The 12,441-nt window shown below is 47.3% G+C and carries 15 protein-coding genes; 7 read left to right on the top strand and 8 right to left on the bottom strand.

The window, feature by feature from the left end; all coding sequences use genetic code 11:
• Positions 1-5: 5 nt before the first annotated feature.
• Complete coding sequence (locus PQI28_RS11890) at positions 6-857, bottom strand: CvfB family protein (RefSeq protein WP_214696385.1); 852 nt, start codon at positions 855-857, stop codon at positions 6-8.
• Positions 858-1,145: 288 nt separating this feature from the next.
• Between PQI28_RS11890 and PQI28_RS11885 the strand changes: the two genes are divergently transcribed.
• From PQI28_RS11885 to PQI28_RS11865, 5 genes are all read left to right on the top strand, one after another.
• Positions 1,146-1,298, top strand: coding sequence for a hypothetical protein (locus PQI28_RS11885; RefSeq protein ID WP_015880844.1), 153 nt, complete (start codon positions 1,146-1,148; stop codon positions 1,296-1,298).
• Positions 1,299-1,427: 129 nt separating this feature from the next.
• Positions 1,428-1,670 (top strand): hypothetical protein, encoded by a 243-nt coding sequence (locus PQI28_RS11880; RefSeq protein ID WP_074033069.1) that lies wholly within the window; start codon positions 1,428-1,430, stop codon positions 1,668-1,670.
• Between the two features lie 87 nt (positions 1,671-1,757).
• Positions 1,758-2,018 (top strand): hypothetical protein, encoded by a 261-nt coding sequence (locus tag PQI28_RS11875; protein ID WP_026826759.1) that lies wholly within the window; start codon positions 1,758-1,760, stop codon positions 2,016-2,018.
• Between the two features lie 78 nt (positions 2,019-2,096).
• A complete protein-coding gene (locus PQI28_RS11870; protein ID WP_339963421.1) occupies positions 2,097-2,798 on the top strand; it encodes a lysophospholipid acyltransferase family protein in 702 nt (233 codons plus the stop codon).
• On the top strand, positions 2,795-4,693 hold the full coding sequence (locus PQI28_RS11865; protein WP_339963420.1) for an ABC-F family ATP-binding cassette domain-containing protein: 1,899 nt from the start codon (positions 2,795-2,797) through the stop codon (positions 4,691-4,693). Before PQI28_RS11870 ends, PQI28_RS11865 begins: the two co-directional genes overlap by 4 nt.
• Positions 4,694-4,776: 83 nt before the next feature.
• On the opposite strand, the gene PQI28_RS11860 is transcribed toward PQI28_RS11865, so the two are convergent.
• The 7 genes from PQI28_RS11860 to PQI28_RS11830 form a co-directional block, all read right to left on the bottom strand.
• Positions 4,777-5,706, bottom strand: coding sequence for an NADP-dependent oxidoreductase (locus PQI28_RS11860; RefSeq protein WP_339963419.1), 930 nt, complete (start codon positions 5,704-5,706; stop codon positions 4,777-4,779).
• Positions 5,707-5,799: 93 nt separating this feature from the next.
• Complete coding sequence (locus PQI28_RS11855) at positions 5,800-6,339, bottom strand: GNAT family N-acetyltransferase (protein WP_339963418.1); 540 nt, start codon at positions 6,337-6,339, stop codon at positions 5,800-5,802.
• The gene (locus PQI28_RS11850; RefSeq protein ID WP_015880838.1) at positions 6,336-6,971 is read right to left on the bottom strand and encodes a response regulator; all 636 of its coding nucleotides are present in this window, start codon (positions 6,969-6,971) and stop codon (positions 6,336-6,338) included. Before PQI28_RS11850 ends, PQI28_RS11855 begins: the two co-directional genes overlap by 4 nt.
• 2 nt (positions 6,972-6,973) lie before the next feature.
• The gene (locus PQI28_RS11845; RefSeq protein ID WP_074033063.1) at positions 6,974-7,996 is read right to left on the bottom strand and encodes a sensor histidine kinase; all 1,023 of its coding nucleotides are present in this window, start codon (positions 7,994-7,996) and stop codon (positions 6,974-6,976) included.
• Positions 7,993-8,682: a cell wall-active antibiotics response protein LiaF gene (liaF, locus tag PQI28_RS11840; protein WP_015880836.1), complete on the bottom strand. Its 690-nt coding sequence runs from the start codon at positions 8,680-8,682 to the stop codon at positions 7,993-7,995. Before liaF ends, PQI28_RS11845 begins: the two co-directional genes overlap by 4 nt.
• Positions 8,683-8,760: 78 nt before the next feature.
• Positions 8,761-9,405: a PspA/IM30 family protein gene (locus tag PQI28_RS11835; protein ID WP_339963416.1), complete on the bottom strand. Its 645-nt coding sequence runs from the start codon at positions 9,403-9,405 to the stop codon at positions 8,761-8,763.
• A gap of 22 nt (positions 9,406-9,427) precedes the next feature.
• Positions 9,428-9,817: a lmo0954 family membrane protein gene (locus PQI28_RS11830; RefSeq protein ID WP_339963415.1), complete on the bottom strand. Its 390-nt coding sequence runs from the start codon at positions 9,815-9,817 to the stop codon at positions 9,428-9,430.
• Between the two features lie 245 nt (positions 9,818-10,062).
• On the opposite strand from PQI28_RS11830, the gene rsgA reads away from it, so the two are divergent.
• A complete protein-coding gene (gene rsgA, locus PQI28_RS11825) occupies positions 10,063-11,028 on the top strand; it encodes a ribosome small subunit-dependent GTPase A (RefSeq protein WP_339963414.1) in 966 nt (321 codons plus the stop codon).
• A 143-nt stretch (positions 11,029-11,171) separates the two neighbouring features.
• Positions 11,172-12,422, top strand: coding sequence for an Nramp family divalent metal transporter (locus PQI28_RS11820; RefSeq protein ID WP_445236758.1), 1,251 nt, complete (start codon positions 11,172-11,174; stop codon positions 12,420-12,422).
• Positions 12,423-12,441 lie beyond the last annotated feature (19 nt).

Raw genomic sequence — 12,441 nt, 5'->3', positions numbered from 1 at the left:
TTATCTTATTTCAATTTGTAGCCGTTGTCGAGCTTTTCAACTTGCTTTTCTTTTAGTAGTTTTCCGAGCGCCCGTTTAAACGCGGCTTTGCTCATCCCGAACTCACGGTCAATGACGTCAGGGGCTGTCTTGTCGCCGTAAGGCATTTGACCACCACGTTCCTCGATATAAGAGAGGACGCTCGCCGCATCGCCGTCAATCGCCTCATAGGCACGTGGTTTCATAGAAACGAGAACCGTTCCATCTTGTTTCACTTGGGTCACCCGAACTGTCAATTGTTCACCGAGACGTGGCCAACGTGTCATTTCTGCTTCATGTAAGAAACCAAGTGATTCTCCTTCGACCCATACGTTGACGCCAACTTCACGTTTATTGACGACAGTCGCTTGAACATCTTGGTTGTTCCATTCTTCTTTCGATGGACGTGCCAACAAGTTCAAGTACGCGTAAGGTGCCGGATCCCCGAGCAAACGTCCTTTTTGGTCATATTTCAAACGAATACACAATTGGTCTCCCGTTTGCGGCCAGTATGACCGGTTCTCTGGTAAGTCGTCCATCGAGACGAGAACATCTTTTTGAATCCCGATATTGACGAAGACACCTGTGTTATATCGAACGCCAGTCACTTCACACCATTCATACTCATCGAAAGAGACCGTCGGAATCGTCATCGTTGATGCGAGACGCCCTTCTGAGTCATGATATAAAAAGACACGAACCGTTTGACCGACCGTCACTTCTTCCGTCTGTTCTTTTCGATGAAGGAGTACCTCTTCGCGACCGTTACTAATGAATACTCCAAAATCAGCAGAACGTTCCGCGACCAAGTCTACTACTTCTCCTGCACGCAATGCCATTACACCCACATCCTTTTCTAATCTATTACTGTCAGTATACCTATCTACACACGTTCCTAATCATATCATGTTCACTTTCAACATTTTGAATAAATGTGACGAATTTGTGAACGTGAAGTGAAAAGGGAAACCCGTCACAAGAAATGGAAGGAAGATGATTTATTAAAATTTTGTGACAATTTTGTGAACGTCTTTTTTTCTTCTAGTATCCTATTTTTGAAAACGTTATTATATAGGAAGTGTCCGGTATAGATAAGGTTTCATTTAGGATTGATCGGGGGATAATAAATGTTTGATATACAGTCTCGTTCGTTTGCAAAACGTTTTACAAAAGGGCTACTCGTCGCCTTTTTCGCATTACTCGCATCACTCAGCTTCATTTTTTCAAACGGTGTGGATACAAACGTATCGTCATCATCGACTTATATGACTCAAGAGTAAACGTCTTCCGAGCTACTGGAGGCGTTTTTTCTTTGCCAAACGCAAACAGGAATTTCCTACAAAAGGTCGAATACGATTAAAAGACCTTGCCTTTTTCTTTACTACCACATAAGAAAAGGAGACTCCGCTATGATTTTCTATTTTCTTACGACCATCTTATCGACTGCAGGCCTCGCTTTTTTGTTCCAGTCCGAACTATATAAAGATCCGATTGGAACTTTTCTATTTGCTGTCTTGATTGCGATGGGACTGTCTTCTTTCAAACAACTCTTTATGCAAGCGAGCGAGTTCTTTGTGGAAAGACGGAACCAGAAACGAATCAAACGCGTCGTGGCCAGAATGCATTCGACGACACGGAAACGCTCTACATAACGCTCGTCTTCCCTCTCCACATTTGGTATTCTATGAAGGAACAGACAACGTACATTGGATTTATAATCGCAGGAGGCACACAATCGTATGAATGAAATTCCGTTATCGAATGAATGGCTACTTCGTTATTCACCTGTCATGGAGCTTTGGTTAAAGGAAGATGGAATCTTACTTGTCGATGACGACAATCGCATCCGCCTCACCCTTGAAATCGGGAACGACCAAGCCATGCAAATTAAAAGTATTGAACAAGACGGCGCTTATTTCGTCGTCGATCCTGTGAATAAACGCATTACGTTCGAGCTTGAGGAAGAGGAAGAAGAGAGCGATTCTCGCTTTTGGGAATAAGGATTCATGCCGAAGGGTCGGATTCTCGTCAAGAGAAGAAGACTCTTTCTTGTTGTCATTATGAGAGGAGAAAATAAAATGATTCGAACAGCTGTATGGTTTTTCTCATTTTTTGCGGTGTTACCGATCACCGTCCCATTTTTACAAAAGGCGAAAAAAATTGATCCACCAAAGCGTTATCGCTACGTACAAGACATCGCCTATAAATGGGCGCAATTTTTATTGAAGGTTGCCGGTGCTGACATTCGTGTCCATGGACAAGAGCAGATTCCGGATGAACCGATCGTCTACGTATCGAACCACCAAGGAAACTTTGACGTTCCCATCATGTTGACGGCTACGAAACGACCAAAGGCATTCATTTCGAAAATTGAGGTACAGAAATTCCCAATCATCCCGCGTTGGATGGAATTGATGGGCTGCATCTTTATCGATCGAAGCGATCGTCGTCAATCAATCAAAGCGATTCGCTCGGGCGTCGAGACAATCCAATCCGGTCAGTCAATGATCGTCTTCCCAGAAGGAACACGCTCAAAAGGCGGTCCTATGAAAGAATTTAAAGCCGGGAGTTTGACACTCGCGACGTCAAGCGGTGCGAAGATTGTTCCAGTTGCCATTCAAGGGAGCTACAAATTGTTAGAAGCCAAAAATCGAATCACTCCGGCAACGGTCGACGTCACTTTCTTACCCGCGATCGATCCGGCTGACTTACCGAATAAGGAAATCGCTGCAACGATTGAAGCAGCCATTCGTCAACAGATTGAAGGAGAGAACGCATGAGTTTATTAATGATTGAGGGCATTCATAAAGAGTTTGCCGACAAAGTCTTATTTGATGACGTGACGATGACGATTCACCCAGGAGATCGCATCGGAGTTATCGGAGTGAACGGTTCTGGAAAATCGACATTCATGAAAATCATCGCCGGCACTGAGACGGCAGACCGGGGAACGATGCAACATTCGAATGATTACCGCATCCGCTACCTGACTCAAAGCGTCCAATTTGATGAAGGGCAAACGATTCTTGACGCCTTGTTCACAAGTGATACACCGTCCGTTCAAGCACTGAAGCAATTCGAACGTGCCCGTCAAGCGCTCGAAGCAGATCCGACGAGTGAGCAGTTACTCGAACGTTTCATGAAAGCCCAACAGGCCGTCGATGCCGCAGACGCTTGGGAAACGGAAGCAAAACTGAAGTCGATTTTGAACCGGCTCGGTCTTCCTGACGTGTCCGTCGATGTGAACGCCTTATCGGGAGGGCAACAAAAGCGTGTCGCTCTCGCTGCAGCGTTACTCGACGAAGCAGACTTACTGCTCTTAGACGAGCCGACGAACGAACTTGATGCCGACACGATTGCATGGCTCGAAACGATGCTTGCCGATTATCGGGGAGCCATCCTTCTCATCACCCACGACCGTTATTTCTTAAATCGTGTCACAAACCACATCTTAGAGATTGCAGACGGGACGAGTTATTTCTATAACGGGAACTATGAGTTGTTCCTTGAGAAGCGGGCCGAACGAAAAGCACGGGCACAATCCATGGAACAGAAACGGCAAAATATTTTACGTCGTGAACTCGCTTGGTTACGTCGAGGCGCAAAAGCACGAACAACGAAACAAAAAGCACGCATTCAACGTGTCGAAGACTTGAAACATCAAGAAAGCTTGGCCGAAGAAGAGTCACTCGACGTTTCCGTCGGATCTCGCCGACTCGGTAAAAAGGTCATCGAAGTCGAGGACTTGTCTTTTGGATACGACGATTCGCTCCTCATTCAGCAGTTCAATTGGATTTTCGGACGCCGTGAACGCTACGGCATTGTCGGACCGAACGGGAGCGGGAAATCAACACTTATGAACCTGCTCGCCAAGCGTTTGGAACCGACAAACGGTGCCATCGTGCACGGGGAAACGGTCCATCTCGGCTATTACGGTCAACAAGTCGAGTTTGAAGACGAATCACGACGCGTGATCGACGAAATCGAGCGGATTGCGAAAGTGATTTATACGCCGGACGGCGAGACAATCACGGCCGGTCAAATGCTCGAACGTTTCCTCTTCTCACCGGATGCGCAATATAAACCGATTGCGAAACTGTCCGGCGGAGAAAAACGGCGCCTCGTCCTCCTGAGGATTCTCATGGACGAACCGAACGTCTTGTTCCTCGATGAGCCGACGAACGATTTGGATACGGAAACGTTATCTGTGTTAGAAGACTATTTAGAATCGTTCCCTGGCACCGTCATCGCCGTCAGCCACGATCGCTATTTCTTAGACCGTGTTGCTGGACAGTTGATCGCATTTGAAGACGGGACCATCCAGGTGTATCACGCAGAATACAGTGACTACTTGGCGATGCGCCAAGAAGAGGTTCGTCAAGTGAAGAAAGAGAAAGAACCAAAAGAGAAAAAAGAACGAGCGAAGTCGGAAGTCGTGAAATTCACCTTCAAAGAACAGAAGGAATGGGACACGATTGAAGAAGACATCGCCGCGCTTGAAGAACAGATTGAAGCACAAGAAGCGACGCTTGCGACCGCGGGCAGCGACCTCGGAAAAGTAAATGAATTGTACGCAACAATCGCCGAACTGAAAGAATCACTCGATGCCAAGATGGAACGTTGGACGTACTTGTCTGAAATCGATGAACAGATACAAGCACAGAAAAAGGGCTGACCTCCACATGAGGTAGCCTCTCAAATCAAATGAACAAAAGGTGGACTTCCGGCGCGCGTTCCGGAAATCCACCTCTTTTTTTATCACTTCACTTTAATGACGATTTTCCCTTTGGCATGCCCTTCTTCTCCATAGTCATGGGCAAGTTTCGTGTCTTCTAAATCAAAGATCCGGTCGATCACAGGTTTCAGTTCGCCTTTTTCAACAGCTTCCGCAATTTTTTTCAAGCGCTCCCCTGTCGGTTGCATGAAGACATACTCCGCGCGGGCATTTGCCTGTTCGGCTTCTTCTTCATTCGGTGGTGTGGAGATGGAGACGAGCATCCCATTTTCTTTCAGCATTCGATACAGTTTGCTCTGTCCGTCTCCTCCCATCGTATCGAATACGAAGTCAAGATCGCGGACGGTTTCTGATGGATCTTGTCGTTTATAGTCGATGACCTCGTCGGCCCCAAGTTCGCTGACCCAGTCCACGTTCGGCGTACTGGTTGACGTGACGACATACAATCCGTGTGCTTTCGCAAGCTGGATGGCAACCGTTCCGACACCACCTGAACCAGCACCGATGAAGATTCGGTCACCCGGTTTCGCATCCATCACTTCGAACATGACTTGCCATGCCGTATGCGCGACGAGCGGAAGTGACGCGGCCTCCTCGAAGCTCAATGAATTGGGTTTCTTGACGACGAGATGGGCATCGACCGCCACGTATTCGGCATATGTGCCTTGCCTCGCAATATCCGGACGGCTGAATACTTCATCGCCGACCTCAAGCTCGGTCACATTCGCCCCGACTTCTTTGATGATGCCCGATACATCCCATCCGATGACGAGCGGCATCTCGAAATGAAGCATTTCTTTTAAGTATCCTTCACGCAACTTCCAATCCACCGGGTTGACACTTGCGGCATGAACCTCAATCAATACGTCATCTGCACCGATTGTCGGTTGGTCAAGCTCCCCTACTTTGAATTCGTCTGACCCACCATACTGTTCGATATATGCTGCTTTCATCCTATCGTCCTCCTTTGAATGATTCACCTTTATTCGGTTCCCATTTGAGTCACATCACAAACGAAAAAGCACACCGCCCGTTAGGCAATGTGCTTAGATTGACTGATGTGTCATATAGCTATAGACATAGACGTCATGGGCTTGTCCCCGCTGACGCATGTAATTATGTAGTCGACCTTCTTGTACGAACCCATTCTTCTCAAGCATGCGTTGCGACGCGAGATTGTCGATATAGACAATGGCACCGACACGTTCAATCTCACATGTCTCAGCAAACTGTAGGACCGCATGGAGGGCTTCGGTCGCATAACCCGAACGCCAATATTCTGGTCTGAGTTCATAACCGATTTCGGCGCGTCGGTGTGATGGCGCCCGATTGTGAAACCCAATTGTCCCAATTAACGCGTTTGATTCACGATGCTCAATCGCAAAACGGATGATGGCTCCCGTTTCAATTTGAGCGAGCATGTGGGTAAGCATCTGCTCCGTCTCTTCAAGTGTTTGATGCGGCTCCATCCCATAATGCTGGAGCACGCGTTCATTTGAAAAAATGGCGAATACGTGGGGAATATCCTCCATTTGAAGGGGGCGCAGTCGAAGACGTTCCGTTTCAATTACCGGGAGCCGATTCATCCTTTACTCACCAGATTATGTTGAAACGCATACACGACCGCTTGTGTTCGGTCATAGACGTCAAGTTTCGTCAAGATGTTCGAGACGTGCGTCTTTACCGTTTTCAGTGAAATGAACAATTCGTCCGCAATGACTTGATTCGATTTCCCTTCTGCCATGAGTTGCAAAATTTCTCGTTCACGTGCAGTCAAGCTCTCATGGAGGGTCATCTCCGGGTGACGTAGACGTTCAAGCATCTTTCCTGTCACTTGGGCAGCCATAACGGGATTGCCGGCAGCCGTCTGACGAATCGCGTCGGCAATTTCATTGGCGTTTGCCGTCTTGAGGACATAGCTCATCGCGCCGGCTTCAATGACCGGGTATACTTTCTCGTCATCCAAGAAACTCGTCACGACTAGAATCTTAGCCTCTTTCCAGCTCGCTTTGATTCGTTTCGTCGATTCAACCCCGTCCACCGGTTCCATGACTAAGTCCATGAGGACGACGTCCGGTTTTTCCGCAATCGCAAGCTCCGCTCCCGTCGCGCCGTCCGATGCCTCACCGACGACTTCAATGTCCGGTTGTGTCGATAAAAAGGCAGACACGCCCGCTCGGACCATTTCATGATCATCAATTAATACAACTCGAATCATCATTACCCCTCCACTTGTTGTTTCACACGTACTTCGATTTGTGTTCCGACATTCGGCACACTGACCAATCGTAACGTCCCACCGACTTCCGCCGTGCGCTCTCTTATCGATTGTAATCCATATGAGGCGACTTGTGTATCGTCCACGTTAAATCCGATTCCGTCATCGTTGATCTTTAAAATGACCGTCTGTTGCACGGTTCGCATCTCAATTTCTAGGCGAGTCGCCTTCGCATGCCGCAACGTGTTACTGATTGCCTCTTGAACGATGCGGAACAGTTCATTTTCGGTGTGCCGTGATAGCTTCACTTCTTCTAGACGCCAGACGAGTTCAGTCGACTGTTTACGCGACAGTTCTTCTAATAGGCGTTCGATTCCGGTTTTTAACGTCATACCCTCTAATTCCACCGGTCGTAGTTGTAGGAGTAACGACCGCATCTCTGCCTGTGCCGTTTGAGCCATGAGCTCCACTTGCTCCATTTGTTTACTCGCTAATTCCGGTTTCGTCTGCATCGTCTGTTTGACCGCTGTCGTCATCATCGAGATGGCATAGAGCTGTTGACTCACCGAATCATGAAGTTCTCGTGCGACGCGACGTCTTTCTTCGACGACCGCTTCACTACGCGCCTCTTCCACACTGACTGGACGCTCACCGACTCGCTTCGCCATTTCAATCATCTCTTGACGTTGTTTTGAGACGCGAACGATTCGTTCGAGCGTGTCTCGGTAAGGCGACAACGGTCGGAACGTGATTTCTTTTTGATTCTCTAGTTTCCAAAGGGCGTTCGCGACTTCTCGGAAATCTCGACGTAAGTAAAAGTATGATGCGACTCCAAAGATACTGCCAATCAAAACGGCAATCACCAAAATGGACACACCGAAAGGCAACCCTTCTTCACGCGAAAACAAGTCGCTCAGTGAAGTCGAGTCACCTATGAGAAACGCCACTGTAATCAAGAAAGCCGTCAAGAGGCTACTGAACAATTGATGCCAGACGACCGTCCGTGGATAAGAATCTTTTTTCATACCGTCATCACCTCGACACTTCCGCTCATGAGCACGATATGAATCCGAACTTTCCGCGTAGCCTGGACATAATCATCAGACGCTGTATAGAAGCGACGATTAAAAACCGGTGAATAGTTCGAATCATCGACTTGGACTTTTCCAAATCCAATCGACGCATCGATTGAATAATCATAACCCGCTGGAATGAGGATGCGGATGTCTCCCGCAAGTCCATTTAGGAGCAAGAACGTCTCCCCTTCAGGAATGATGGCTTGTGATAGATCCATCTCAACATCACGTAGCAAAAAGAACTCATTCGTATCGCGTAACACATAGTGCCCCGATTCTTTCATACCGAACGAGAAGGCTTGTTCCTGACGAAGCGGTGTCCGAATTTTTGATTCGACCGGTCGATTCTTATAGAGTCGATACCCGAATAGCAATAACAGACCCGAGAGCACAAACCCAAACGCGGCCGACGAGAAGATCAAGCCAATCAAGAGAATGCCCCCGATGGCGTAAAAGATATAGCTGGCCGACTGTTTACCTCGACGACTGAAGCGTCTTCCAATATAAAGAAGAAGCAATGGGAGGATCATGCTGAATAAGACGCTATTCCCACCCGTCACGATGTCGATAAAGAGTCCAACTGAAAATAAAATAATCATGAATCCAATGATTTGACGTGTGTTCCAACGTTCCATGTCCATTCCCCCTTTCTGTTCATATGTATGAAGCAAAGAAAGCGATGACCTGATTCAGGTCACCGCCGAACCGTCACCTCACTCTTGTTTAAAGCGACGTTCCAGTTCTTTTAGTTTTGCTTCAAAATCGTCTTCATCTTCTTGCGTATCTTTCTTCTCTTCAACAGGTTGTTCTTTCTTCTCTTCCTCGGTAAACGGATGAGACTGCGACGTGTTTTGACCGAAGATTTGGTCAAGTGCCCCTTTTAGAAGATCTAAATTTTCACGCATCGCAAATTCATATCGTTTGTTTTGCATTTCATCGAGCTTGAGTTTCATCTCGAGTGCACGACGCTCTAGCGCATCCAATTCACGCTCTCCTTCATCAATCAACCCTTCGAAGTAACGATACTGTTCTCCGTAGTGTTTTGACTCAAGAGCTGCACGTTCTGCCAACTTCTCTTCACCAGCCTGCTTCGCCAGTTCTGTCTGTTCATATCGTTTATCTGCCATCTTTTTGGCATCATCACGCTTTTCAGCAAGCTCTGCAAGTAGTGTGCGTTGACGTTCGACGAGACGCTCAACCGATAGCGCTTCCTTCTCCGCTCCACGGATATGACGGTTCAATTCCGCTTCTCCACTCGAACGTGGCATCTCTTTATCTTGATACTTCTTCACTTCTTTTGAAATCTCTTTCGTCAATTCATTCGCTAGTTCACGAAACTGATCAAACGGTGTCTTCATGGTGAATCCTCCTTATGAAATCTTAACGACGATTAACAAATTTTTGCCACACTTGATCGAACTGTTGGAAGCTGCTACGGCTAGCACGCGTTCCGTCGGCATTTAAAATTTCGACTTCCGGGTCGCGCTTCTCACCTGTATACATCATATACCCTTTAAACAACAACCACGCGACAATGATTCCGACGAGTGCCCAAATGTTTGAGAGCATCGTCCCAATCCCGATGACGGCAAGGATTCCGAAACCAACTTTAGCACCGATGTGTGTCACAGCCTGAAAACGGACTCCAGCCCAAAGCGTCAAGAGCGCTCCTAATCCGAATAAAATCATATTCGGTAAAGCACCGATCAACACAAGCACTAGAGCAATCGCGGCTACGATGAACAACACCTTTTTCACTTGGTGATTCATCTGTTATCCCTCCTTGTTAAGTACACTCTTATCATAATACGTTATTTTGTATAGGTCGACGAGCGGAAGGCTTGTTTCGCCTCGGTCTTTAGACTGAGATGTTACCGTTTCCAATAACTGTGGTACACTGATGCTATCGAACAATGAAAGGATGATGTTTTATGAGCAACATGATGCATGCACGTCACCAAATGTCAGCGAATCGGAGGGCTGTCGTCCTCCAACATTAAAAGGAGGATTCTATTTTGTTTCAACAAATTGAAACGGGACGTGTCACGGCACAGTTCCAACATCTTTATACGGTATCAGTCGGAGAGAACGGCTATATGTGCGGGGTTTCCGGAAAATTTCGACATGAGGCGACGAGCGAACGGGACTACCCGGTCATTGGCGATTATGTCACGATTCAAGTTCGCGAGCATGGTCAAGGTACGATTCACCATCTCCTTGAGCGTCGGACCGTTCTATCACGAGCGGCCGCCGGCAACGAGACACGTGAACAACTGATCTGCGCGAACGTCGACTACGTCTTGATCACGATGGCATGCGGACACGACTTCAACATCCGCCGCCTTGAGCGCTATACGCTAGCTGCGTGGGACACCGGGGCCATCCCCATCATCGTCCTGACAAAGACCGACCAAGTCGAATCCGTCGACACACTGCTCGAAGACATTGAGCTAAACGCACCTGGAATTCAAGTATTTCCTGTCAGTGCTGTGACGGGAGAAGGGGTGGCTGAACTTCGTCAGGCGTTACCGAGTGAGAGCACAATCGCTTTCGTCGGTTCGTCCGGAGTCGGAAAATCTACACTGACGAACGCCCTTGCCCACGAGACACTTGCCGTTACACAAACCGTCCGGACGCAGGACGAACGCGGAAAGCATACGACGACACACCGCGAATTGTTCCGAATCGATGACTTATATGTCATCGACACACCGGGTATGCGCGAGTTTGGCCTATGGGAAGGAAGCGAGCACCTCGATGAGACGTTCCGCGATATCGAAGCGCTTGCCGAGACATGCCGTTTCCGCGACTGTTCTCATCAGAAAGAACCAGGATGTGCCGTCCAAGAGGCGCTCACGAACGGTACGTTAGATGCGAAACGCTATGCGAGTTACGTCAAACTTGAGCGGGAACTTCTCTATATGGAGAAGAAACAGGCAGAACATGCCCGTGTCTTAGAAAAGAAAAAACGACGAATATAGTTCGTTGGACTGTGAGCGAAGCTGCTCGCAGTCCTTTTTATTGTAATTTGACAGTTTCTCTAGGCAGGCGTAAACTTGCCATATACTTAAAATGTTTACCTAGGTAAACAAATTAACCATTAGGCAAGAAAGAAGGATCTGTCATGTTGAATAAAGTCGAATCAATTCGGACACATCGCTCGATGACTCAAAAACTTAAAACACTTCTCCCTTTTCTAGGTCCAGCTTTTGTCGCTTCGGTCGCATACATTGATCCCGGAAACTATGCAACTAATATTGCAGCAGGTTCTCAATTTGGTTATTTACTCTTATGGGTCATTTTAATCGCAAACTTGATGGCCGGATTAATTCAAACGCTGTCTGCTAAAATCGGAATTGCGACAGGAAAAAATTTACCTGAAATTTGTCGTGACCGTTTCTCTAAGAAGACCGCTATCTTTTTATGGATTCAAGCCGAATTGATGATTATGGCTACTGATTTGGCAGAATTTGTTGGTGCAGCACTCGGGATCTACCTCGTGTTTGATGTGACGCTCATTCAAGCAGCACTTCTTGCCGCGGCCGGTTCTTTTGCCATTTTAGAAGTACAAAGACGTGGCTATCGCCCACTTGAAACGCTTGTGACCGGGATGCTACTCGTCGTTGCTCTCGCGTTTGCCATTCAAACGTTTAGTGCCCAACCCGAAGTGATGCCCCTTTTATCAGGTCTCCTCATTCCTCGTTTTGACGGGACAGAAAGTATTTTACTAGCTGCCGGGATCTTAGGTGCAACGGTCATGCCGCACGCTATTTATTTGCACTCCGCTTTGACACAACGACGAATCAAGGGAAAAGATGTGGTAGCACGAAAGCGTATCATGAAATTTGAACGAATTGATGTGACAATCGCAATGGTCCTCGCTGGCGCAATCAATGCCAGTATGTTGATTATCGCAGCCGCCGTCTTTTATAAGAATGGGATGATCGTAAACGATTTAGAAATCGCTCACCAGCAGTTTGACTCTTTTTTAGGTTCACCAATTGCCATTCTATTTGGCATCGGCTTAATGGTTGCCGGATTATCAAGTGCATCCGTCGGGACATTGGCCGGAGATGTCGTCATGCAAGGGTATATTCAAAAGCATATTCCGATTTATGTACGTCGTGTAATTACGATGGCCCCGCCACTCTTACTCATCCTGTCCGGTGTCAACTTGTCAAACGCTCTCGTTTGGAGTCAAGTTATTCTTTCTTTCGGTATTTCATTCGCCCTCATTCCTCTGCTTCTCTTTACGAGCAATAAAGAGTTAATGGGTGGGCTCGTGAATCATCGCTTTACGACATGGATTGGATGGGGCATCACAGCGATTGTCATCGCATTAAATCTATTTTTGATTGTCCAAACCTTTATCTAATCTCTGAATCTATAAAAAC

The sequence above is a fragment of the Exiguobacterium sp. USCH10 genome, from assembly GCF_037619445.1.
Lineage (GTDB): Bacteria > Bacillota > Bacilli > Exiguobacteriales > Exiguobacteriaceae > Exiguobacterium > Exiguobacterium aestuarii_A.
The sequence above is the reverse complement of the archived record's forward strand: the minus strand, read 5'-3'. Positions and strand labels throughout refer to the sequence as shown.

Excerpts from the sequence above, each read along its gene's own strand:
- PQI28_RS11890 (WP_214696385.1), bottom strand. The coding sequence starts at position 857 with ATGGCATTGCGTGCAGGAGAAGTAGTAGACTTGGTCGCGGAACGTTCT.
- PQI28_RS11885 (WP_015880844.1), top strand. The coding sequence starts at position 1,146 with ATGTTTGATATACAGTCTCGTTCGTTTGCAAAACGTTTTACAAAAGGG.
- PQI28_RS11880 (WP_074033069.1), top strand. The coding sequence starts at position 1,428 with ATGATTTTCTATTTTCTTACGACCATCTTATCGACTGCAGGCCTCGCT.
- PQI28_RS11875 (WP_026826759.1), top strand. The coding sequence starts at position 1,758 with ATGAATGAAATTCCGTTATCGAATGAATGGCTACTTCGTTATTCACCT.
- PQI28_RS11870 (WP_339963421.1), top strand. The coding sequence starts at position 2,097 with ATGATTCGAACAGCTGTATGGTTTTTCTCATTTTTTGCGGTGTTACCG.
- PQI28_RS11865 (WP_339963420.1), top strand. The coding sequence starts at position 2,795 with ATGAGTTTATTAATGATTGAGGGCATTCATAAAGAGTTTGCCGACAAA.
- PQI28_RS11860 (WP_339963419.1), bottom strand. The coding sequence starts at position 5,706 with ATGAAAGCAGCATATATCGAACAGTATGGTGGGTCAGACGAATTCAAA.
- PQI28_RS11855 (WP_339963418.1), bottom strand. The coding sequence starts at position 6,339 with ATGAATCGGCTCCCGGTAATTGAAACGGAACGTCTTCGACTGCGCCCC.
- PQI28_RS11850 (WP_015880838.1), bottom strand. The coding sequence starts at position 6,971 with ATGATTCGAGTTGTATTAATTGATGATCATGAAATGGTCCGAGCGGGC.
- PQI28_RS11845 (WP_074033063.1), bottom strand. The coding sequence starts at position 7,996 with ATGAAAAAAGATTCTTATCCACGGACGGTCGTCTGGCATCAATTGTTC.
- liaF (WP_015880836.1), bottom strand. The coding sequence starts at position 8,682 with ATGGAACGTTGGAACACACGTCAAATCATTGGATTCATGATTATTTTA.
- PQI28_RS11835 (WP_339963416.1), bottom strand. The coding sequence starts at position 9,405 with ATGAAGACACCGTTTGATCAGTTTCGTGAACTAGCGAATGAATTGACG.
- PQI28_RS11830 (WP_339963415.1), bottom strand. The coding sequence starts at position 9,817 with ATGAATCACCAAGTGAAAAAGGTGTTGTTCATCGTAGCCGCGATTGCT.
- PQI28_RS11820 (WP_445236758.1), top strand. The coding sequence starts at position 11,172 with ATGTTGAATAAAGTCGAATCAATTCGGACACATCGCTCGATGACTCAA.